Origin of the sequence: Streptomyces sp. NPDC057638, from assembly GCF_042800315.1 — a bacterium.
Classification (GTDB): domain Bacteria; phylum Actinomycetota; class Actinomycetes; order Streptomycetales; family Streptomycetaceae; genus Streptomyces.
In genome coordinates, this window is record NZ_JBHVHF010000117.1 from 1 (window position 1) to 22,535 (window position 22,535).

Consider the following 22,535-nt stretch of genomic DNA (forward strand, 5'->3'; position numbering starts at 1 on the left):
GGGTAGCCCGGAGCGGGCCCGCCGCGTCACGGCCCTGGGACAGCTGTCGGTGGCACCGGGTGGGGGCGGGCAGCCGGGCCGCACCCGCCCCCACCCGGCACCGGTGGCGCGAGCTACCGCGACACCGGTGAGACGGTGACACCGGCTCGGGGCACGATGGGTGTCGTGGTGCCCGGTGCGCGGGTGGGCTCTGGCTGGAGCTGTGCGGCCGTGGCCCGGGGGCCGTCCGGGCCGCCGACGCGTATCTCGCCCCGCCGCAGGGCCTCGGCGGCACTGATCCTCGGTGCCGTGGGCGGCGCGGTGTCGGCCCGCCCGGCCAGGGGCACCCAGTGCGAGCCGGAGACGACCCAGCCGCCGTGCCACCTCACCCCGCCGTAGGAGTACGAGGCCGTGTTGGTCGCGTACCAGACGTTGCCGCCGCAGGCCCGGTAGGTGTGGCGGTAGACCTGCCAGCCGAAGGCGGGAACCGAGTTGGTGTAGGGGCCCACGGGAGCTCCACAGCGGTACCAGACGCCCCGGGGGGCGTCGTACGCGATGAGGTAGCTCTCGACCGAGATCCACCCCACCGGCCTGGTGAACGCGGTGGCGCAGATGGCGGTGTTTCCCTGGTGCCAGGTGTACGCGATGCTCTTGGAGAAGCCTCCCCCGTCGGCCCCCGTGCTGGTCTCGGCGTAACCCGAGACGCACAGGCCGGGCGAGGTGTAGGTCCACAGGTGCTGCGAGGCGGCGGACGCCTGGCCTGAGCTGCCCAGGGTCAGGGCGAACGCCGCCACCAGGGCGCCGATGCCGCGGGTGATGGTCTGTCGGTTCAACTCGCTCTCCTTAGAGCCGGGTTAGGTCTGTCCTTCCGGGTGTTGTCTCCGCCGCCACTGTGCTGCGGTCCGCCGGGGTTGTCACTGGCGTGGAGGGCAGGGTTCGTTCACATGGTGCGCACTCGGGTCGCACCACCGGGCGCCGCGGACCCAGGCATATCAGGAGGGAACCGGGAGCCCTCTCGACGTGCTGTCAGGTGGAGCCGGTCAACGGTCCGCCGCGGTGTGCCCTCGCCGTCCACGGCGGTCGCCCGCGGACTCTGGCGCGGTGCCGGGGCGGCCGGGGGCAGGAGTGGGAGTGGCGCTGACCGCATGCCCGTGAACCCGGCTCGTGGCGCGGTGCGGGCGGTGCGGTGGCGGACAGCGGGCCCTGACCAGCGCCTTCGGGACGGGGGATGGCGGCGTACGGTGGCGGGCCGAGGGTGGAAGGTCCGGGTGATTCTGTTTTATCCGTCGCTGAATTGAGGACAGGGGAATATATCTGGCGATCCGTCAGAGAAATCTCCGGGAGTGGCGTCAAGGCAGTCTCCGAGGTCATTTCGAGGAAGCGGGATAACCGTGTTCCAGATCACGTCGAATTAATTCCCATGGGGCTCAGGGTGACTTCTCGGCCGAGAAAGAACCCCGGTCGGTAAATGCGGACAAGGGGCGGGTGGACGACCAGCTCAACGGGGGTAAGGGCACGCGGGTTCGGATAGGCGACGCGCGGTCCGCAAGGCATTCGAGAATGCGCCAGCGAGGCGGTGGGAGCACGCGGGGATACCCGGTTGATCACAGGGGTGGATTCGTTCAGGCTGGCCAGGCCGCCATCGCACGGAGGAACGACGTCCCGCCGATGTGTCGGCCTGTCAATTCACCGTCCCGTAGCGGGAAGGAGTGCGTCTCTCGGCACCGCCTTCCCGGTGAGGTAAGGAGCTGTTATGACGGCCAAGGAGAACGCACCGGTCACGGTCTTGGGGCTGGGTCTCATGGGGCAGGCGCTGGCCGCCGCGTTCCTGAAGGCGGGCCATCCCACCACCGTATGGAACCGGACCGCCGGGAAGGCCGATGAGCTGGTACGGGAGGGCGCGGAGCGCGCGTCCACCGCCGCCGAGGCGGTGGCGGCGGGCGAACTGGTCGTCGTCTGCCTGTCGACGTACGACGTGATGCGCGAACTCCTCGACCCGCTGGAGGGCGCTCTGGAGGGACGGGTACTCGCCAATCTGACCTCGGGCTCGTCCGAGCAGGCCCGGGAGACCGCCGACTGGGCGGCGGCCCGGGGCGCGGAGTATCTGGACGGCGCGATCATGTCCGTGCCCGCGACCATCGGCGCGCCGGAGTCGGTGCTCTTCTACAGCGGCTCCCGGGCGGCGTTCGACAAGCACGAGACCACGCTCAGGCTGCTGGGCGGGCGCACGACGTACGTGGGGGAGGAGCCGGGACTCGCGGTCCTCTACGACGTGGCGCTGCTCGGCGTGATGTGGGGCACCCTGAACAGCTTCGTCCATGGCGCCGCGCTGCTGAAGAGCGCGGGCATCGACGCCCTGGCCTTCCTCCCGTGGGCCACCTCGTGGATGGACTCGATCAAGCTGTTCGTCACGGACTACGCGGGGCAGATCGACGCGGGGGACGGCGCCTATCCGGCACGTGACGCGAAGCTGGAGACGCACTTCGGGTCCATCGAGCACCTCCTCCACGAGAGCCGGTCCCAGGGCGTGGACACCGAACTGCCCAGCTTCATCCACGCCTTGGTCAGCCGGGCCCTTGACCAGGGGTACGCGGAGAACAGCTACGCGGCGGTGATCGAGCTGTTCCAGAGCCCGAAGGAGGTCCCGTCCGGCTGAGCCCGCGAGCCGGGACGGGTGCCCGCGCCGGGGGCGGTGGAACTCCTTCCATGGGCCTGAAGGGGTGCCGACGGCGATCGGGCACCCCTTCAGGCCCCGGGCCGGGCTCGGCCGGTGCAAGGCGTCCGCGACGCCCGGCGCCGTCTCGATCCGCGGGGAAGGGGCCGCCGTCGGCGGTGAGGGGGCCGTGTCCGGCCAACCTCAAAAGGAACCTTTGACAGTTGTCCTCGTGGGGCGCAGACTGCCGGACATGTCAGATGCCGATCCCCAGCCGCCCCTCAGCGGGCTGCGCGCCCTCGCCCACCCACTCCGGCTGAGACTGCTCTCCTTGCTCACCGGAGCGCCGATGAGTTCGGCGGAGACGGCCCGTGAACTCGGCGAGTCCCAGGCGAACATCAGCTACCACATCCGCCAACTGCACGCCGTCGGCCTGCTCGACCTGGTCGAGGAGATATCCGTACGGGGCGGGCGGGCGAAGCGCTACCGGCATCTGCCGGAGAGCGGCGAGCGGCTGCCCAAGGGCTCCGGCGCGGACCACCGTGCCGTCGCGTCCGTCCTCGCCGAGGAACTGGTCCGGCGCAGCCGCGAGCGCCTGCCGGGCGCGGCGGGCGACTTCACCGACGCCGAACTGACGCTCACGCCCGAGACATGGCGGCGGGTCAAGGAGATGGCGGCGGAACTGGGCCAGATCATGCACGAGGAGGCACTGCCACCCGGCACGGAGGGGGCGGTGCGGGTGAGCGCGACGGTGATGCTGTTCCCGATGGTGGTCAGAGGTGTCAGCGCGTCGGTGACCGGCTCATCGGACGCCCCCGGGCCTGACGTCGATTCGTGGGTGACCGGCTCATCGGACGACCTCGGGCCTGACGCCGATCCGTGGTCGGCTGGCTCATCGGACGACCTCGGGCCTGACGCCGATCCGCTTCCCGGATCAGCGCACAGGCACGCGTCCACCCCTGAACCCCCCGCCGGTACCGGCGGTGCGGCAGAGGGCACCCGGTGAGCGACTCCTCGGCCCCGGTGAGCGACTCCCCGGCCCCCGTGGCGATGACCGGCCTCCTCGCGCCACTGCGCCACCGCCCCTTCCGCCGACTCGCCACCGGCCGCACCCTCAACCACCTGGCGAACGCCATGGCCCCGATCATCCTGGCCTTCGCCGTCCTCGACCTGACCGGCTCGGCGGTCACCCTCGGGCTGGTCGTGGGCGCCCGCTCGGTCGCGACCGTGCTCCTCGTCCTCTTCGGCGGTCTGCTCGCCGACCGGCTGCCACGGCCCGTGATCCTCCAGGGCGCGAGCGCGGGCGCGGCCCTCGCCCAGGCCGCCGTCGCCGCCGTCCTGCTGCTGGGTTCCTCCTCCGTACCCCTGCTGATCGTGCTGAGCGTGCTCAACGGCGCGATGTCCGCGGTGTCGATGCCCGCCACGGCGGCGCTCGTTCCGCTCGTCGCCCCGAAGGGCATGCTGCGGAGCGCGAACGCCGTGACACGCATGGGGGTCAACCTGGGTGTGATCGTCGGCGCGTCGCTCGGTGGTCTGCTCGCCTCGCTGATCACCCCGGCCTGGGGCATGGTGGTCAACGCCGCCGTGTTCGCCTGCGCGGGCGTCGCCTACCACGGCATCCGCCTCCCCAGCAGCCCGGCGGACCCGGACGGCCCCGAGCCGTCGCCCGCGCGGCCGCTCGCCGAACTGCGGGAGGGGTGGCGCGAGTTCACCGCCCGTACCTGGGTGTGGGTGGTGGTCGCGCAGTTCTTCGTCGTCAACGCGGTCACGTCCGGCGGGATCCACGTCCTCGGCCCGTCCATCGCCGACGACAGCTTCGGCCGTACGGCCTGGGGCCTGGTCCTCGCCACACAGATGCTGGGCGCCTTCGTCGGTGGTTTCGTCGTGGCCCGGTCGCGCTCGCGCCATATGCTGCGCGTCGGCGTCGCCGTCATCGCTCTCGATGTGCTCCCGCTGATCGCCCTCGCCGAGGCCGCGCCGCTGGCGCTGCTCGTCGTCGCGATGTTCGTCAACGGCATGGCGATCGAGCAGTTCGGTGTCGCGTGGGACCTGTCCCTCCAGGAGAACGTCCCGCCGGACCGGCTCGCCCGGGTCTACTCGTACGACATCCTCGGCTCGCTCCTCGCGCTCCCGCTCGGGGAGATGGCCGCGGGTCCCCTCGCCGAGCGGTTCGGCACACGGGAGACGCTGCTGGGTGGGGCGCTGCTGTGCCTCGCCGCGACGGGCGCCGCCCTGTGCAGCCGACAGGTGCGGAACCTGACCGTGCGCCCGGCGCGGGTGATCACCCAGGGCGGGGCGGACGACGCCGACCCGACGGCCGGACCGGCGCGGGCGCCGGAAGGCGAACGGCTCGACGGCCGGGCGGACGCGCCGGACGCGCCGGGAACGGCGTAGGGACCGGTCACGTCCGGTTACTCGGCCTGGGCGGTGCTCGGTGATACGGGCGTTCGGGGCGTCGCCACTGACATGATCGAGGGCATGAGAGTACTGGTGATCGGGGCGACCGGAACGATCGGCGGTGTGGTCGCCAGCGCGCTGGAGGCTTCCCATGAGGTCGTGCGGGCGTCGCGCGGCGGCCCGGTGACGGTGGATCTGGAGGATCCCCGCTCGCTGGACGCGCTCTTCGCCGAGGTGCGGGATCTCGATGCCGTCGTGTGCTGTGCCGCCAGCGGCCCGCTGGTGGATCTGGTGTCAGCGGCGGACCGCGAGATCGCCGAGGGAGTCAGGGGCAAGCTCCTGGGTCAGGTCGCCCTGGCCCGGCGGGCCGTGCGGCATCTGCGGGACGGCGGATCCATCACGCTGACGGGAGGGACCTTCGCCGCACCGCTGGCCGACGGGTCGCTGGGCGCCCTCATCAACGCGGGGCTGGAGGGCTTCGTCCGTAACGCCGCCGCCGAGATGCCGCGCGGTCTGCGGATCAACCTCATCAGCCCGGGGTGGATCGCCGAGACCCTGGCGAAGCTGGACATGGACCCGGCCGGTGGTACTCCCGCCGCCGAGGTGGCCCGTGCCTATGTGGCGGCCGTGGAAGGTGACGCGCGAGGCCGGACCCTGCGTCCCTGACCACGTTCATGCCCCTGCGGGCGGTGGCCCGTCCGGGGTGGCTCCGGCCCCGGACCCGGAAGGCCGGGATGAGGGCACCCGGGAGACGAGGCCGTGCGGGGGCCGGTGTCCGTCGGCCCCCGCGTGACGGCGTGATCGGTCCGGACCGTCAGCCACGGAGTTCCAGCTCGGGGTATCCGGCGCCGTCGGCGCCCGCGAAGTAGCTTCCGCCGAGGTCGCCGACGGTGGCGCGCTGGGACACGATGGTCACGACGCGGTAGGTGCCGGGGTCCAGGGACGGCAGGGTGTAGTTCAGTCCCTTCTTCGTGACCACACCGCGTCCGTCGTCGAGACCGGTGACCTCCGTGATCTCCCCGGACGGGGCGTTCACCACCCCCACCAGCGCGATGTCACGGGCCTTGGCCTCTCCGGTGTTGTGGATGACCAGCCGCTGCCTGACCCGGTCCCCCGGCTCGGAGCCGCCGGTGACCCGGCCGGTGAGCTGGATGCTGCCGTGGTACCCGGGGTCCGGGGCCGCCGTCTCGTTCACCGTCCTCAGCTTCAGGATGTTGTTCGCGTACAACGTGTCCTGGTACACCGGGTTGTCGTAAGCCCCCTGACTGATCTCGAAGTTCGCGCCGAGGAGCGTCCCGCCACCGTTGGCGCCGATCCTCGCCTGGACGCTGACGCGCTTGGTCTCGCCGGGCTCCAGCGCCTCCATCCGGACGGAGCCGCCGGTCAGCGGGCGACCGTCGTAGGTCGCCTCGGTGGAGCCGAGCGGCAGCGATACGTCCAGATACGGTGCCGCGGCCTGCGGGCCCCTGTTGGTGACGGTCAGCCGGTAGGTGACCTTCTCGCCGGGGACGGCACGGTCCGGGGCGAAACCCAGGACGCCGATATCGGTGGTGGGAGGGGTCGGCGCGGCTGGCGTGATGGGTGGGATGACGCCCGCGTGGGCCGTGCCCGTGGGAGCCAGGAGGGTGACGGCCCCCAGGGCGGTCACGGCGGCGGCGGAAGCGAGGCGTCTCATGGGGATCTCCTGTGCGGTAGGACGGGTGCGGTCGGCTGACCCCGGGGACGCTCCCGGACGTGCCTCGGAGAGGTCGCCGGGCTTGCCCGTTCGGTGTTCAGCGCGGTGATCACATCCTGTCCACCCGCCAGACGAAGGGCGATTACCACGCGGGTAATCGCCCCTGCCGGGGCCTGCGGGGCGCCTTCGGCCCGGGGGTGCCCCCGCGTTCGGCCGTCGACCCGCCGGGCGGCGCACAGCCCGTGACGGTCCCCGGATTCGGCGGCGAGGGCAGCGCTGAGCAGGGGTTAGCATGATCCGCCTCAACACGTGAAGGGGTGCGGTGGGGCGGGATGCGTGGCGGACGAGTGCGTGCGGTCGTGGCGGTGGCGGCGGTGGCCGGATTGCTGAGCGGCTGCGGTGAGGACGCGGCACCGGAGAAGAGGAGTGCCACCACCGCGCCCGCGACCGCCGACGGCCGCGCCCCGGCGACGGTGTCCCCTCCGGTCGCCGCACCGCTGACCGCGGCCCTCGCCGCGCGGGCGTTGCCGACGCTGGTCGTGCCGGGACTGCCGAAGGAGACGCACCGGGCGGTGGAGCCCGCCGACTTCCTCTGCCCCGGCGCCTCCCCGGCCGTGGACCCCCTCGACTCCTGGTGCGAGGGACTGCTCCACGGGGGTACGGCGGTGTGGGCGAAGCACTCCCCGGAGCAGGGCGAGGGCTGGTCCGTGGGCCTGACCGTGCGGGCGTACCGGGACGCGGCGGCCGCCCGCGCCTCGTACACGACGGAACGGACGGGGTCCGCTTCGGACCGTACGGTGAGGAGCGTCCCGGCCACGGCGCTCGGGGACGAGCGGGCCCGGTTCCACGGCCAGGGGTCGCTCGGCGCCCGTGACTCCCTCCTCATCCGGTCCGGCACCGTGGTGATCAGGCTGGAGGTCAACGGTCCGGTCGCGCCGGAGATCACCGGCCGTATCCCCGGGTACGGGGCCGCCGCGGTCGCCGCCGCCCAGCGCGCCCAGACGGACGCGCTCGCCGCCGGTGCCACCACGAAGGGCTGAGCATGAGGCCGCTCCCGCTCCGCACCACCGGGAGCGGCCCAACGAGGACTCCCTAAGTCAGGGTCAGGGCGTGGCAGCGGGCCAGGGGACGTCGGTCTCCACCGCGGCGGTGTAGTCGACGCCCGGCACGGAGAATCCGTACAGGCGCTGGACCTCGGCCCGGAACCAGTCGAGATCGGCGAGGCCGGCGATGGTGTCGGTCGTGGCGGCCGCCCAGCGGTCGGCGACGGCCGCCTGGACGTCCTCGGTGAGTTCCCAGGCGTCCAGGCGGATCCGGCCCTCGTCGTCCAGGGCGAGCGGTTCGGCGCCGGTGAGCTGGTCCCACAGGGCGGCGAGCTGCCGGATCGGCGGGACGAGATCCGGTCCGAGGACCCCGCGCAGCAGACCGGTGTACAGGGCGATGCCGGGGATGGCGGTGGAGGACTGGGTGACGGCGGCGCCATGGACGGAGGTCACGGCCCGCCCGCCCACCGTGGCGCCGAGCCGCTCGTCCAGGGTGCGGGCGGTGGCCTCCAGATGGGCCTTGGCCGCGCCGATGGTGCCCTGCCGGTAGATCGCCTCCGTCAGCGAGGAACCGATGTACGACAGCGCGGCGGTGGTGAAGCCGTCGCCGAGCACGCCCCGGGCGGACAGGTGGTCGATCCAGCGCTCCCAGTCCGCACCGCCCATCACGGCCACGGTCTGCTCGATGTCGTCGCCCTCGGCCGGGCCGGTCTCGACCTCGCGGACCTCGGGAACGCCCCGCTCGTCGAAGAGAAGGGTCTTGGTGCGGTTCGCCCGGCCGATCGGCTTGAGGACGGAACCGTAGGTGGCGCCGGTGTCGGGGTCGGTGCGCCGGGGCGCGGCCACCGAGTACACCAGATAGTCCAGCCTGCCGCCGAAACGCTCCTCGATGAGATCGGCGACCTGGTCCTTCACCGGGTCGGAGAACGCGTCGCCGTTGAGGAAGACCAGGTCCCGTCCGGCGGCGGTGGCGAGGTCGGCGGTGGCGGCGGTGCGGTACCAGCCCGCCGTGGCGGTACGCCGTGGGGTGGGCGCCTTCTCGAAGGAGACCAGGACGCCGCGGATACCGGCGCGCTTGAGCCCGGCGACCGTGGCCGCCAGTCCGTATCCGGCCGAGGAGCCGATGATCAGGGCCACCGGCCCGGTGCCCTCCGGCGCGCCGGCGGGAGCGGGGCAGGACTGCCACATGTCGTCCACCAGCCGTCGGCAGCCCGCCGGATGGGAGTCGAGGAAGAGGAAGCCCCGGTTGCGGGGGGTCAGTACACGCTCGGTCACGTTGGCAGTCCTTGGCTCGGCCGGTCCGATGACATGAACGCGGTCATGAACGCGGTCACGGTCACGGACATGGTCACGGCGCACCCGGTGGGCACCGTGTCCTGCCAGTCTGCGCCAGCGCCCCCGCGCCCCGGAGCCGTGCCGGGAACAACGATCACCAACCGATCTTGGAGCGTTTCCACCATGTCCCGCCCGGTGCGCGCCGCGCGGCCCATGAGCGCGCTCCGGCACCGGTCCGGCGCTCGCGCGCCGGAGGGCGGGAGAAGGCGTACGGCCCCGCCTCGGGGCCGCCGCTCCCGAACGGCACGTCGTACGAGGAGTACGGGTCCTATCCCGGCCGGTCGGCGGTGATGACGTAGTAGTCGAGGATCCCCTCCTCGTAGGCGCGCAGGAAGTTCCGCGGCCAGGTCCCCGGGCCCCAGGAGGACCGGTCGAGCCAGCGGTCCCAGCCCTGCCAGACATACCGGCCGATCGACTCGGTGCGCACCTGGGTGAACCCCGCCGAGCCGAAGGCGCTCGTCAGGGCCGTCAGCGGGCGGGCGATGTCCAGCCCGTTCGCGAAGGTCTCCAGCAGCGCCGCGAGCTGTGCGGGCCGGCCGGGCGCGTCGTCCACGGTGAAGAAGCTGGCGAGGGCCACCCGGCCGCCGGGGCGCAGGACACGGGCGGTCTCCCGGGCGAAGGCGTCGAGGTCGGGGAAGTGCTGGGCGGCCTCCACGCTGATCACGGTGTCGAACGCGGCGTCCGCCACGGGCATGTCCTCCGCGGCTCCCTGGACGAAGCGCAGCCGCTCGGGCTCCCGCCGGAGCAGGTCCGCGTGCGTGGCGCGGGCCCGCCGCAGTTGGTCGGGGTGGATGTCCATGCCGGTGACCGTGGCGGGGTGGTACTCCCGCAGGGTCACCACGCCGCCCATGCCGAGTCCGCAGCCCACCTCCAGCACCGAGGCCCGGTCCGGTGGTCCGGCGGCGTCCAGGACATGCCGGTAGAGGTCCTCCTGGCTGCGGATCCGTTCCGCCTCGCCGATCGCGCCGCTCAGGTCGAGGGCGCGCCAGTATCCGAAGTTGATGAACCCTCCGGCGAAGATGGGGGCCGTGCTCAGATCGTCGGGACCGTACACATCCCGTACCGCTGGACGGATGGCGGGACCGGGCCGCCGTTCGCTGTTCGTCACCGTGTCAGACCTCCTGATAGCGCCGCCGTCACATCCTGCCCAGCGCGTCGGGACTTCGCACGGTGATAACGGCGCTTCACGTTCCCTCAGGAGCCGCACATCCCCGGCCCGCCGGGCCAGGGACGTGCGCTGGTGGCCTGAGCTGCGGGCCGGGGGTCAGAACGCCTGGGCGCGGTCGTAGACCTTCCTGGCCGTGTTCCGCAGCACCTCTCCGTACATCTTGGTCGGTGTCAGGGAGTCCAGCGAGCTGTTGACCGAGACGAGGACGCCCTTGCCCGTGCCGGCCTTGAAGCCGGCGAACCACGGGCCGCCGCTGGAGCCGCCGGTCATATCGCAGGGGATCACCTGCTCGCCGTGCTCCTTCGTCGCCGTACCGACGCAGTGCAGGAGTTCCTCACCGCGCTGCGGACGGGTGGCGGGGTAGCCGAGGGCGGTGATGGAGCCACCGACGGCGCGGTCGAACGCGACGGCATGGCCGCCCACGACGTCGGTGAGCGTGCGCCCCTTCTTGTCGGCGCCGACGACCAGGGCCGAGATGTCGTTGTCGGACGACGTCTCCCAGCTGCGCGGCGTCATGGCGGCGCGGACGGCGAACACACCATGCGGCGCCTTGCCCTGGTGGTAGCCGGGCACGAACACCATGCTCATGTTGGTGTTGTACGGGGAGGAGCCCCGGCGCACACAGTGGGCCGCGGTCATCACGGCGGACCTGTTGGCGCTGGTCACGGCGGTGGCCGTGCACCAGGTGTCGGCACCCGTGGAGTTGACGAAGAAGAGGCGCCCCACGGCGGGCAGGGCGGCGCCCCGCCAGGGCTTGGCCTTCGGTCCGCTCGGGCCGAGGTCCACGGACTTCCCGACGGCCTTCATCCGGGCCGTCGTCCAGTAGGCGAGCGCGTCGCGCCGCTCCGTGCCGGTGAAACCGAGGACGGAGACGGGGTCGGCCGCCACGGCGGCGTCCCGGACCGGCACCGCCGTCGCCGGGACCGGGGCGACGAGAGCGAGGGCCATACCGGCCACGGCGAGCCCCGCGACCCGGCCACGCGGCAGCCGGATCACGGAAGTGGACGTCCTGAGCTTGAGCAAGGCGGATCTCTCCTCGGCCGGTGCGGATGGGGGACGGGTCGGTCCGTCCGCACAGCAGGACAGGGGTCGCCACGGTTCGGTTGGCGCTGTCGCCGGTCTGTGACACGCGTGTGCGGATTCGCGGACACGCGTACGGGGAACCGCGATGCGGAGCGGCCGGCCACCGACGGGCGGCGGCCGTGCGTACGGCGGGGGCGCCTCGCAGGTCAGGGTGCCGGTGTGAGCGGTCGGAGCCCGGGGGACAGCCGCCGGTACCGACGAGGGGTGCCGCCGGGTGCCCGGACGGCGCCGCCGACGGCCATGTGGAGCGCACTGCCCTGCTCTCCGTACCGCCCTCATCCATCGAGATCCCCTGGCCCCTTCTCGCGACCACGACGACCGCCTGCGCGACCCTCGCCGTCCTCTCGACGCTCGCCCCGGCCTGGCTCTCCCTGCGTCGCGGGGCGGTGGGACTGGCGGGAGTACGGGAGTGAAAGCTGGCCCGGGGCGACTTGGTCCGCGAGCCGGAGAACGTGGATCGGGGCGGGGTACGGTGACGGGGCTGAGGTGGAGGAGGGGGCATGCCGATCGGTCGAAACCAACCGAAGGAAATTTAGGCTACCTGTGGGTAAGTTCCCAGGTCAGCAAGTGTCGAACCCGCAGGCGCGGGGATGGTCCCCGGGCCCGCTGCCCGGCGGAAGGCCAGCCGTAGTCGAACCCGCAGGCGCGGGGATGGTCCCGGCGTGTACGGGGCGGCGGCCGGGGTGTTCAGGTCGAACCCGCAGGCGCGGGGATGGTCCTCTCGGTGAGTTTCGAGACGCTCCAGCCCGTTTGTCGAACCCGCAGGCGCGGGGATGGTCCCCAGCGCAGCAGGAACGGCCAGCCGCCGGGGCGGTCGAACCCGCAGGCGCGGGGATGGTCCGGCCGGTCATCTGCCGCATGCGGGGGTCCACGTGGTCGAACCCGCAGGCGCGGGGATGGTCCCTACGGGGCCGTCGGGCCTCCGACGAAGTGGGGGTCGAACCCGCAGGCGCGGGGATGGTCCGATCGAGGAGATCCAGCGTGCTCTGGTCGGCGTGTCGAAACCGCAGGCGCGGGATTGCCCCTCCGCCGACCCCGATCACAGGAGCTGGCCATCGGCCTTCTGCCCGGCCTTGGTCCCGTCGGAGTGACGTTGTCCCAGCTCAAGGCCGATTGTCAGTGGTGAGCTCTACGATCGCCGGCATGAGTGGAGATCGGCGTGACGGGAGAATCGGCGATGGGGCTGCGGGAGCGGTGTGAGCGTTTTGGCGAGGGGGTCTTAGGCGCGTTAGGGGCCCTGTGGGGGAAGTCGCGGGAGAGAGCGGGCGGGCGGACGAGTCTGCTGATGTGTCATCTTCTGGATACGGCCGCCGTGGCGGAGATCTTGTGGGATCGGTTCCTCGCGCCCGCGACGAGGAGCGCGCTGGACGAGTTGGCGGGCGGGGCGGGCCGGGGGCGGTCGTTCTTCGTCTGGCTCTGCGGGCTGCATGACGTTGGGAAGGCGACGCCCGCGCATCAGCGTCTGTGGCCCGAGGGCGCCGAGGTGGTGCGGGCGGTCGGGCTGACCTGGTCGGAGGGGTTGGTCGCGGGGGCGCGAGGCGTGGCGTGGCGGCATGACAAGGCCGGTGGGGTGCTTGTGCGCGAGGTGCTGGGCGCGGCGGGCTGGGACGTGCGGCATACCGACTGGGTGTGGCCGTTGGTCGCCGGGCATCATGGCGCGTTCCCGACGCTGGGGAATCTCCAGGAGCCCCGGAAGGCGCGGGGGCATCTGCGGGGCCGGGAGGCGTGGCGTGAGGTCCAGACGGCGGTGTTCGAGGTGTTCTCGGAGGAGCTGGGTTTCGTAGGGCTGTCGGAGGCCGAGCCCGCTGAGGTGCCGCCCCGCGCGTTGCAGTTGCATCTGAGCGGTCTGATGGTGATGGCCGACTGGATCGCCAGTGACGAGCGCCATTTCCCGGGGCTGGACGATCTGGACTCCATTGGCCTGGAGGTCTCGCGTGTGCGTGCGGCGGACGCGTGGGAGGCGCTGCGGTTGCGGGGTGGCTGGCAGCGGCTGGCGCTTCCCGGACCGGGCGCGTTCGAGGAGCGCTTCGGTTGCGCGCCGCGCCCGTCACAGCGTCAGGTGGTCGAGGTCGCCCACCGTATGGCGGCCCCGGGGATCATGGTGGTCGAGGCCCCGATGGGAGAGGGGAAGACGGAGGCCGCGCAGCTCGCGGCGGAGGTGCTCGCGGCGCGTTTCGGGGCCGACGGGGTGTTCGTGGGGATGCCCTCGCAGGCCACGAGCGATCCGATGTTCTCCCGGACTCGTCGCTGGCTGAGCGCGATCGGCGCCGGGGATCTGGCCTCACGGGTGGTGCTGCTGCACGGCAAGCGGGAGTTCACCACCGAGTGGAAGGAACTGACGGAGGGCACTGAGGGCGCGGAGGGCACGGGCGGAGCCGACGGTATGTCAGGCGACGTATGGGGTGGGGTCGATGAGTACGGTCTCGGGGACGACCCGTTTGGTATGGAGCCCTCCGGGTGTGGCGCGGCGGAGCGGCAGGGGCCGTCCGAGTGGTTTCTGGGGGCCAAGCGCGGCCTGCTCGCACCGTTCGTCGTGGGCACGGTCGATCAGCTTCTCTACGCGGCGACGCGTACCCGGCATGTGATGCTCCGTGCGGCGGGGCTGGCTGGGAAGGTCGTGGTCCTGGACGAGGTGCACGCGTGCGATGTCTATATGAGCCAGTTCCTGAAGGAGGCCCTGTACTGGCTGGGTGAGGCGCGGGTCCCGGTGGTGCTGCTCTCGGCGACGCTGCCTCCGGCGCAGCGGGAGTCGCTGGTCGCGGCGTATCTGGCGGGTGCCGCCTCGCGGGAGGAGTTCGCGGTGCGGCTTCCCGCCGCCCCGGGATATCCGAATGTCACGGCCGCCTGGCTGGACACCGGTGGGGAGCCCGGCTTCCTGACCGTGGCGGCGTCGGCCTGGCGTCCGGACCGGGATGTGCGGGTGGAGACCGTCGTGGAGGAGGTGCCCCGCCCGGGGATGAGCCGTGAGGAGCGGACGCGTCTTCAGCGCGGTGCCGACGCGACGGTGGCGGAGCTGCTGGAGCGGGAACTCGCCGACGGCGGGACGGCGCTGGTGATCCGTAACTCGGTGGGCCGGGCGCAGAGTCTCTATGAGGAGTTGCGCGGCCGGTTCGGCGCGCGGTCCCTCCGGCTGCTGCACGCCCGTTTCACGGTCGCCGACCGCGCCGATCTGACCGCGGAGTGTCTGCGTCTGCTCGGTCCGGACACACCGCGTTCGCCGGGGGAGCGCCTTGTGGTGGTCGCGACGCAACTGGCCGAGCAGTCCTTCGATGTCGATGCCGATCTGCTGATCACCGATCTCGCCCCGATGGATCTGCTGCTCCAGCGGATGGGCAGGCTCCACCGGCACCAGGGCACCTGTCGCCCGGGGCGACTGGGTGAGCCTCGGGTGTTCATCACCGGCTTTGATCAGCGGGAGGGCCGGGAGCCCGCTTTCATCGGGGCCAGCGAGTTCATCTACGGTCGCCATCTGCTGCTGCGGACCGCCGCCGCACTGCCGCCATCGGGCGGCACGTGGCCCCTACCGGGCCAGGTGCCCGCGCTGGTGGAGGCGGTGTACGGGGCTGATCCCGAACTCCTGCCGGAGGAGTGGCGCGCGGCGGGGGAGGAGGCCCGTGGGGAGCAGGAGGAGAGCGACAGAGCGCGGGCCGACAGGGCCAGAGACTTTCTGCTCGCCTCGTACGGGGAGCATGAGCGCCCGACCCTCGCGGGGCTGCACTTCGCCGCTTCGACCGGCAGTCGTGAGCGTGAGTTGCGGGCGGCGGTCCGTGACGGTGATGAATCGGCCGAGGTTGTTCTGGTAGTCCGGGACGAGGAGGGCGGAAGCTATCGCACTCTGGTGGGGCGGGCCCTCAGCGTCAACGGCGATGTGGCTCCCGAACTATTGAGCGAGGTGCTGGGGGCGACGGTGCGACTTCCGGCCAGCTTCACGCCGGATGCCCTGGCGCTCTCCCCACTGCCCGGCTGGCATGGGCACGCGTGGTTGAGCCGGAGCCATGCGCTGGTGCTGGACGCCTCACACCGGGCGCGGCTGGGTGAGGCCCGAGTCCGCTATGACCGCACGCTCGGGTTCCTGGTGGAGTCCGCGGAGGGCTGAGCTGCGGGGCCGCCCTGGGCCGCCGTCAGAGAAGGCCGGTGGATCCGCTGGTCTCGTGGGCCTCGCGGGCGTCTGGCGAGGAGTGCCGCTGTGCCGTTTCCGGAACCGGCCGCCGGGTGACGCCCCAACTGACTTTCGCGTGGAGGGAGTTGGCGAGAAACGGCGGTAGCGTCCCGTGGTATCCGCCGCTCTTGCTAGCCTTTGTTTTATAAAGTGATGAAATGAGCATTTGATGAACCCTGCCCTCTCCGCCGTACCCTCCGGCGCCGCCCCCGAGGCGGACCTCACGTTCTCCTTAGCCGACGACCCGTGGCTGTCCTTCCCTTCGCTCGCCGACGGCCAGGTGGTGGCCCACTCCGTACGTGACGCCCTGCGGCACGCGCATGAGTTGGGCGACCTCTCCGTCGCGCTGCCGACACAACGCCCAGCCGTCTTCCGCCAGTTGCTTCTGCCCCTCGTGGTGGACGCGCTGGGCCGCCCCGCTGACGAGCGCGTATGGGTGAGCTGGTTCCGCGCCGGACGCTGGTCACCGGAGCAGCTTCAGCGGCTCGATGACTATCTGGACCGGCACGGGGAGCTGTTCGACCTCTTCCACCCCCGGCAGCCCTTCGCCCAGGTCGCCGATCTGCGGACCGCCAAGGGCGAGACCAAGGGCGCCGGTCTGATCGTGGCCACCGCCTCCACCGGCAACAACGTCCCCCTCTTCGCCTCCCGCACCGAGGCGGAAGTGCTGGCACTCACTCCGGCGCAGGCGGCGCACTGGCTGCTCCACACCCATGGCTGGGACACCGCGGCGATCAAGACCGGCGCTGTCGGCGACGAGAAGGTCAAGGCGGGCAAGACCACGGGCAACCCGATCGGCCCGCTGGGGCAGCTGGGCGTCACCTTCCCCATCGGCTCCACCTTGTTCGAGACCCTGCTGCTCAACATCCCGAGCGGCCCGCCGCCCCGGTCTACGGACCGTCCCCAGTGGCTCCGCCGCGCCGGTGACGGGCAGCCCGAGGCGCACCGCTCGGTCGGCACCGCCCGGTGGAGCGAGCGGGTCCCCGAGGGCCTTCTTGACCTGTGGACCTGGCAGTCGCGGCGGATCCGGCTCTTCCCCATCCGTACGCCCGAGGGGCCGCGGGTGACCCGGGTCCTGGTCGCCGCGGGCGACCGCATGCCCCACACTCCCGACATCGAGACCCACACCATGTGGCGGATCGATCCCACGGCATCCAAGCCGTCCGCCCGGCGGAAGCCGATCCCCGCCAGCAGGCCCTTGCGGCTACGTCCCGGCAAGGCCGCCTGGCGCGGCCTGGACGCCCTCCTCGCCCCGGAGCGTGCAGACCGCGCGGCGCGTGAGGAGAGCGGCGGTTTCGCCACCAGCCGTGTCCTGGACCACGTGCGAGCGGTCCGCGAGGAGATCGGCGAGACCTACCCGCTCCGGGTGGAGTTGACCGGTATCGCCTACGGCAACCAGTCCGCCGTGGTCGAGGACGTCATGTCCGACTCGCTCCCGCTGCCCTTGGCGGCACTCGGCGAGCAGACCCATGTGCACGGCGCCGTCCTGGAGATCGCCGAGCAGGCCGAACAGCTGGCCACCGCTGTCAACATCCTCTCCGCCGATCTGCACCGGTCCCTGGGTGCCGAGCCGATCCCCTGGGACAAGGGTCAGCGCCCGGGTGAACTCGTCCTGCACGCCCTCGACCCGCTCGTCCGCCGCTTCCTCGCCGGAGTGCGCCGCACGCCGGACACGGACGAGGCCACGATCGAGGCGGGTCAGCTGGCCTGGGAACAGCTCGCGTGGCGCCACAGCGGGGACGTGGCCGACCGACTGCTACGGGCCGTGCCCGTCGCGGCCTACGCGGGCCGGAGCATCACCCAGCAAGACGGAAAGACGCCCCACTCCTACCGGGCGTCCCTCGCCGAGGCATCCTTCCGCAAGCGCCGCTCCGCGACCCTCCGCCGCGCCGAGGCGCACTGGAGAGCCGGACGGCCGCGCCCCTCCGCCGACGGTCGCTGACGCCATGTCCGCCGCTGACGATCGCTGACTCACTGACGGCCGCTGATCTCACGGATGGACGTCCCACGGCCAGCCGCCCACCGTCGCGGTCTGTCGCGCCTCCGTACGCCCTTGCGCGCCCGACCCTTCTTCCTCCGGCCCCGACGTACCGGGGCCATCGCACCCACGTGGAGATGCCCATGCCCGATGATGACCGGGGGAAAGCCCGGATCTGGCACCAGTACGTCGCCCTGGACGGCAACTGGCGCCGCAAGGGGGGAACCCCGGCCGAGCGGCGTCCTCCGGGAGAGGATCTCGCCGTTCTGCGCCGCGGCCTGTCCAGCCCTGCCGGAACGGTGCTGGAGATGTTCCGCTTCTACACCTGTCCCGTCGATGACTTCGCCGCCCGGCGCGGGGAGGTGTCGTCCGCGCAGGAAGCCGAGCACGAGGCCCTCGCCCTCTTCGGGCTCCACCAGCAGAGCCAGGACCGGCCGATGCACCGTGATGGTGTCGGCCTCGGCCGGGCCATGCTCGCCCTGCGCCTCCACGCCACCACCAGTGAGGAGGCCGTGGACGCCCGCTTCCAGCAGGCCTTCTCCACCACTTCCACCGCGGCGCTGCGGCTGCGGTTGCGGGGCCTGGTCACCCAGCTCAAGGGCATCAGACAACCGTTGGACTATGACCGGCTCGCCGACGACCTCCACGACTGGGCCCGCCCGGACACCCGGTCGAGGGTTCGCCGCCGCTGGGGCCTGGACTACAACGCCTGGACCCAGCCGCCCTCCTCCCGCCGTTAGCGCCGTTAGCGCCGTCAGGAGGGCGGAGCTGACGGCAGCGCCGCCGTCCGTGCGAAGACCACACCGGGCGACAGCCACACCGACAACGCGGCCGCACGTTCCCCGCGTACCTCGGCGCGCCCGCCCCCGCCGCCCATGGAGCTCCGATACACGGCGACCCGCACCGAGTCCGGGTCGCTCGCCCGCACCGCGTCACCCGCGCGGCGCCCTGTCCCACCCGCCTGGCTCGCTGAGCCCACCGACACCACGCACCCCTCCCATCACACCTCTATCCGGAGTACCCGATGATGCGTCCTCTCTACGTCGATATCCACGTCATCCAGACCGTTCCGCCGGCCAACCTCAACCGCGACGACCAGGGCAACCCCAAGGAGGCGACCTACGGGGGAGTGCGCCGCTCCCGTGTCTCCTCCCAGGCGTGGAAGCGCGCCACCCGCCTCCACCTCGATGACCAGATCCCCGCGCCCGAGCGTTCCGTCCGCACCAAGCGGATCACCGGCGAACTCACCGACCGGATCACCGAAGCCACCGGCCTCGACCGGGACCAGGGCGCCCGTCTGGCCGCGGCCCTGCTGGGGCAGCTCGGCCTCAGCCAGGGCAAGAAGGCGGGTGACACCGCGTACCTCCTCTTCTACGGTGACGCCCAGCTCGACGCGGTCGCCGGTCTGGTCACCGACCGTGCCGCCGACCTCAGCGCCCTCGATGACAAGGCGCTCACCGACACCATCGCCACACTTCCGGTCGCCGCGACGTTCACCACCGGACATCCGCTCGGTGTCGCCCTCTTCGGCCGGATGGTCGCCGACATCCCCGCGCTCAACGTCGACGCCGCCGTCCAGGTCGCCCATGCCCTGTCCACCCATGAGACGCAGCTGGAGTTCGACTACTTCACCGCCGTGGACGACCGTAACGAGAAGGAGGAGACCGGCGCGGGCATGATCGGCACCGTCGGCTTCAACTCCGCCACCCTCTACCGCTACGCCACCCTCGGCATCCACCAGCTCCTGGCCAACCTCGGCGGTGACAGCGAGGCCGCGCTCGCGGCCACCGGTCACTTCGTCGACGCCTTCGCCCGCTCCGTGCCCACCGGATACGGCAACACCTTCGCCCACCGGACCCGGCCCGGACTGGTGGCCGTGGTCCTCCGCGCCGACCAGCCCGTCAACCTGGTCTCGGCCTTCGAGGACCCCGTCCCGGCCGAGGCCGGGATCCAGGCCGTCTCGGCCCGCCGACTCGCCACCGAACAGATCACCGCCGGTGAGATGTGGGGTGACGCCCCGCTCCACATCGCGGCGAGCCATCTGTTCACGGCGGGCGACGCCCGCACCCAGGAGACCGCCGAAGCCCTCGGCCGGGCCTTCGGCGCGCCGGTCACCTTCCCTGACCTCCTCACTACGCTCCGGGACCGCGTCGCGACCGCGCTCAAGGACCCCGCATGACCGCCACCGCCCCCACCGACCACCACGTCCTGCTGCTCCGCCTCGCGGCCCCGCTCCAGTCCTGGGGCGACCGCAGCGCCTTCAACCGCCGTGAGACCCGCCCCCAGCCCACCAAATCGGGCGTCGTCGGCCTGCTGGCCGCCGCCACCGGCCGCCCCCGGGGCGGCGCCATCGACGACCTCGCCCGGTTGCGCCTCGGTATCCGTACCGACCAGCCCGGCACCCTGCTGCGGGACTACCACACGGTCAGCGACTACCGGGGCAGGCCGCTGCTCTCCTCCGCCGTCAACGCCAAAGGACTCCAGAAACTCACCTCCCCCACCAAACACACCCATGTCACCCAGCGGTTCTACCTCCAGGACGCCGTCTTCGTCGCCGCGCTCGCGGGCCCGCGCGACCTCATCGACATCCTGCGGCACGCACTGGTCCGCCCCGCCTTCCCTCTCGCCCTCGGCCGCCGCTCCTGCGTCCCCACCCACCCCCTCCTCCTCGGGGTCCGTGACGGCGGGCTGAGGGACGTCCTGGAACAGGAGCCTTGGCAGGTCCCCCGGCGCGCCCGCGAACGGTGGGGCCGCAATCACGGCAACGCCACCCACATCGATCTCCCCGCCACCCTCGATGACCCCGATGGCGGTGACATCCGCGAGGACGTCCCTCTCACCTTCGCGGCCAAGGACCGTGCCTTCACCACCCGTACGGTCCTGGACACCTTCCTCGCGGCCCCGACCGGACTCACCCCAGACCCCGCCCGGCCACAGCCCGACTCGGGCGGCCACGACCCCTTCGCCCTCCTGGGCTGGTGACTGACATGCCGTACCTCTCCCGCGTCCGTATCAACCCCCTGCGCGCCGAGAGCCGCAGACTCCTCGCCAGCCCCCGGGCCATGCATGGCGCGGTGCAGGGCGGCCTGCCCGGTCACCCCAGTCAGGAGCGCACCCTCTGGCGCCTGGACGCCGACAACGCCCACCGCCCGCACCTCTACGTCCTCACCGCCTCGAAGCCCGACTGGAGCCACCTGGTCGAGCGGGCGGGCTGGCCCGACGCCGACGGTGAACACTGCGCGGTACGGGACTACGCGCCGCTCCTGGAGCGGCTCACTCCAGGTCGCGCCTTCGCCTTCCGCCTCACCGCCAACCCGGTCCAGAACACCCTCCGTCCCGACAAGCTCACCGCCCGCCAGAGCGAACGCCTCCAGGAGGGCTACCGCCGGGGCTTCCGTCTCGGTCACCGCACGGCCGCGGCCCAGCTCACCTGGTTCCTCAGCCGGACCGAGCGCTGGGGCTTCACCGTCCCCACCGCCCCCCAGCTCGACGGGGTCCGCGATGAGCGAGGGGAACCGCCGCGGGACATCCGCATCATCACCCGCGACCGCCACGCCTTCCGCAAGGGCTCCGGCCCGGCCAAGGACTCCCACGTCATCCTGAACGCCGCGACCTTCGAGGGCCGTCTGAGCGTCACCGACCCCGTCCTCCTCACCCAGCGCCTGCTCCACGGCATCGGCCCTTCCAAGGCGTACGGCTGTGGGCTGCTGACCCTGGCCCCCCTCCACACGGAGAGCTGAGCGCATGCCCGACATCTGGTGGAAGGCCCACCCGCACGATCTCCATCGGCTCGTCGACCGCGTCTCCAGCGTCTACGTCGAGCGCAGCCATCTCGACCGCGACGAGAACGCGGTCGTCGTCATCAACAAGCGCCAGACCGTGCGGATCCCGGCGGCAATGGTCGCCGTCATGCTGCTGGGACCGGGCAGCCGGGTCACCCACGGCGCGATCCAGCTCCTCGCCGACTCCGGCACCGCCATCTGCTGGGTCGGCGAACAAGGCGTCCGTATGTACGCCTCCGGTCTGGGGCCCAGCCGTGGCGCGGGCCTCCTGCACCGGCAGGCGTGGCTGGTCACCCGGCCCAAGGAGCGGCTCGCCGTCGCGCGGGCCATGTACGGGATGCGGTTCCCCGGAGAAGACGTCAGTGCCCTGACGATGCAACAGCTCCGCGGCCGCGAGGGCGCCCGGGTACGCAAGATCTACCGCGCCGAGGCGGAGCGCACCGGAGTGCCCTGGAACGGCCGTGTCTACAAGGCGGGCGACGCCCACGCGGCCGGAGACGATCTGAACCGCCTGCTCTCCGCCGCCAACGCGGCCCTGTACGGCATCTGTCACGCCGTGGTCGTCGGCCTCGGCGCCAGCCCCGGCCTTGGCTTCGTCCACACGGGCCTGGCGCTCTCCTTCGTCCTGGACATCGCCGACCTCTACAAGGCCGAATACACCATCCCGCTCGCCTTCGACCTCATGGCCAAGGGCCTCACCGAGGAACGGGACGCCCGGCTGGGGCTGCGGGATCTCATCGCCCGGGACAAGCTGCTCGGCCGGATCGTCGACGACGTCAAGGGGCTTCTCACCCCCCAGGGACAGGAGTTCACGGACGACGCGGCCAATCTCCTCTGGGACGAGCACCTCGGCGCCGTCCCCGGCGGAACTGACTGGTCCGGCACCGCGGACCTGTCCGAGCACGGCATGACCGACCACCACATCGCCGTCATCGGCCCCGATACCGATGAAGCGGGGGACGCGTGATGACAGTGATCATCCTCGTCGCCGCGCCCGAGGGCCTCCGGGGGCATCTCACCCGCTGGATGGTGGAGGCGAGTGCCGGGGTCTTCGTCGGCAATCCCAGCCGCCGGATCCGCGACCGCCTCTGGGAACTGCTGGCTGCCCGCATCGGTGACGGCCAGGCCATCCTCGTCGAACCCGCCTCCAACGAACAGGGCTGGGCCGTCCGCACCGCGGGCCGGGACCGCTGGCAGCCGGTCGACTTCGACGGCCTGATCCTTTCGGCGCGCCCCCGCGTTCCACCAGGGGCGGTTTAGCTCAGGGCTGTCCCGCCCGGGAG

At 72.0% G+C, this 22,535-nt stretch carries 19 protein-coding genes and 1 CRISPR repeat array; of the genes, 14 read left to right on the forward strand and 5 right to left on the reverse strand.

The annotated features are described in order from the left end of the window. Positions 1–113: 113 nt before the first annotated feature. Complete coding sequence (locus ACFVIM_RS17640; RefSeq protein WP_384302072.1) at positions 114–812, reverse strand: hypothetical protein; 699 nt, start codon at positions 810–812, stop codon at positions 114–116. 920 nt (positions 813–1,732) lie between these two features. Here ACFVIM_RS17640 and ACFVIM_RS17645 point away from each other — a divergent pair. The 4 genes from ACFVIM_RS17645 (at position 1,733) to ACFVIM_RS17660 (ending at position 5,695) form a co-directional block, all read left to right on the forward strand. Further along, a complete protein-coding gene (locus ACFVIM_RS17645; protein ID WP_384302074.1) occupies positions 1,733–2,635 on the forward strand; it encodes an NAD(P)-dependent oxidoreductase in 903 nt (300 codons plus the stop codon). A gap of 250 nt (positions 2,636–2,885) precedes the next feature. Next, positions 2,886–3,638, forward strand: a complete 753-nt coding sequence (locus ACFVIM_RS17650) for a helix-turn-helix domain-containing protein (protein WP_384302076.1) — start codon at positions 2,886–2,888, stop codon at positions 3,636–3,638. Next, complete coding sequence (locus ACFVIM_RS17655; protein ID WP_384302078.1) at positions 3,635–5,026, forward strand: MFS transporter; 1,392 nt, start codon at positions 3,635–3,637, stop codon at positions 5,024–5,026. The genes ACFVIM_RS17650 and ACFVIM_RS17655 overlap by 4 nt, the downstream gene beginning before the upstream one ends. An 84-nt stretch (positions 5,027–5,110) precedes the next feature. Continuing rightward, positions 5,111–5,695: a short chain dehydrogenase gene (locus ACFVIM_RS17660; RefSeq protein ID WP_384302080.1), complete on the forward strand. Its 585-nt coding sequence runs from the start codon at positions 5,111–5,113 to the stop codon at positions 5,693–5,695. 148 nt (positions 5,696–5,843) lie between these two features. Here ACFVIM_RS17660 and ACFVIM_RS17665 read toward each other — a convergent pair whose 3' ends face one another. Beyond that, positions 5,844–6,704, reverse strand: a complete 861-nt coding sequence (locus ACFVIM_RS17665; protein WP_384302082.1) for a hypothetical protein — start codon at positions 6,702–6,704, stop codon at positions 5,844–5,846. 332 nt (positions 6,705–7,036) lie between these two features. Between ACFVIM_RS17665 and ACFVIM_RS17670 the strand changes: the two genes are divergently transcribed. Next, positions 7,037–7,744 carry a hypothetical protein gene (locus tag ACFVIM_RS17670; protein ID WP_384302084.1) on the forward strand — a complete coding sequence of 236 codons (708 nt, stop codon included), beginning with the start codon at positions 7,037–7,039 and terminating at the stop codon, positions 7,742–7,744. Positions 7,745–7,807: 63 nt separating this feature from the next. Here ACFVIM_RS17670 and fabV read toward each other — a convergent pair whose 3' ends face one another. The 3 genes from fabV to ACFVIM_RS17685 all read right to left on the reverse strand — a co-directional run bounded on the left by fabV (position 7,808) and on the right by ACFVIM_RS17685 (position 11,273). Further along, positions 7,808–9,022 (reverse strand): enoyl-[acyl-carrier-protein] reductase FabV, encoded by a 1,215-nt coding sequence (fabV, locus tag ACFVIM_RS17675; protein ID WP_384302086.1) that lies wholly within the window; start codon positions 9,020–9,022, stop codon positions 7,808–7,810. Between the two features lie 328 nt (positions 9,023–9,350). Beyond that, positions 9,351–10,190, reverse strand: a complete 840-nt coding sequence (locus tag ACFVIM_RS17680; protein ID WP_384302088.1) for a class I SAM-dependent methyltransferase — start codon at positions 10,188–10,190, stop codon at positions 9,351–9,353. Positions 10,191–10,346: 156 nt separating this feature from the next. After that, entirely contained in the window at positions 10,347–11,273 is a 927-nt protein-coding gene (locus ACFVIM_RS17685) for a trypsin-like serine peptidase (protein ID WP_384302089.1), read from the reverse strand. Between the two features lie 302 nt (positions 11,274–11,575). On the opposite strand from ACFVIM_RS17685, the gene ACFVIM_RS17690 reads away from it, so the two are divergent. From ACFVIM_RS17690 to cas2e, 9 genes are all read left to right on the forward strand, one after another. Beyond that, positions 11,576–11,746: a hypothetical protein gene (locus ACFVIM_RS17690; RefSeq protein WP_384302091.1), complete on the forward strand. Its 171-nt coding sequence runs from the start codon at positions 11,576–11,578 to the stop codon at positions 11,744–11,746. A gap of 156 nt (positions 11,747–11,902) precedes the next feature. Then, positions 11,903–12,358: a CRISPR direct-repeat array (repeat unit 28 nt; unit sequence GTCGAACCCGCAGGCGCGGGGATGGTCC). A gap of 152 nt (positions 12,359–12,510) precedes the next feature. Further along, positions 12,511–15,429, forward strand: a complete 2,919-nt coding sequence (gene cas3, locus ACFVIM_RS17695; protein ID WP_384302103.1) for a CRISPR-associated helicase Cas3' — start codon at positions 12,511–12,513, stop codon at positions 15,427–15,429. Positions 15,430–15,661: 232 nt separating this feature from the next. After that, positions 15,662–17,434: a type I-E CRISPR-associated protein Cse1/CasA gene (gene casA, locus ACFVIM_RS17700; RefSeq protein WP_384302093.1), complete on the forward strand. Its 1,773-nt coding sequence runs from the start codon at positions 15,662–15,664 to the stop codon at positions 17,432–17,434. Between the two features lie 179 nt (positions 17,435–17,613). Beyond that, entirely contained in the window at positions 17,614–18,210 is a 597-nt protein-coding gene (casB, locus tag ACFVIM_RS17705; RefSeq protein ID WP_384302095.1) for a type I-E CRISPR-associated protein Cse2/CasB, read from the forward strand. A 284-nt stretch (positions 18,211–18,494) separates the two neighbouring features. Then, positions 18,495–19,649: a type I-E CRISPR-associated protein Cas7/Cse4/CasC gene (cas7e, locus tag ACFVIM_RS17710; protein ID WP_384302097.1), complete on the forward strand. Its 1,155-nt coding sequence runs from the start codon at positions 18,495–18,497 to the stop codon at positions 19,647–19,649. Further along, positions 19,646–20,452 (forward strand): type I-E CRISPR-associated protein Cas5/CasD, encoded by an 807-nt coding sequence (gene cas5e / locus ACFVIM_RS17715; protein WP_384302099.1) that lies wholly within the window; start codon positions 19,646–19,648, stop codon positions 20,450–20,452. Before cas7e ends, cas5e begins: the two co-directional genes overlap by 4 nt. Positions 20,453–20,457: 5 nt before the next feature. Beyond that, the gene (gene cas6e, locus ACFVIM_RS17720) at positions 20,458–21,210 is read left to right on the forward strand and encodes a type I-E CRISPR-associated protein Cas6/Cse3/CasE (protein ID WP_384302105.1); all 753 of its coding nucleotides are present in this window, start codon (positions 20,458–20,460) and stop codon (positions 21,208–21,210) included. Positions 21,211–21,214: 4 nt separating this feature from the next. Further along, entirely contained in the window at positions 21,215–22,219 is a 1,005-nt protein-coding gene (gene cas1e / locus ACFVIM_RS17725; protein WP_384302100.1) for a type I-E CRISPR-associated endonuclease Cas1e, read from the forward strand. After that, positions 22,219–22,512, forward strand: coding sequence for a type I-E CRISPR-associated endoribonuclease Cas2e (cas2e, locus tag ACFVIM_RS17730; RefSeq protein ID WP_384302102.1), 294 nt, complete (start codon positions 22,219–22,221; stop codon positions 22,510–22,512). The genes cas1e and cas2e overlap by 1 nt, the downstream gene beginning before the upstream one ends. Positions 22,513–22,535: the final 23 nt, after the last annotated feature.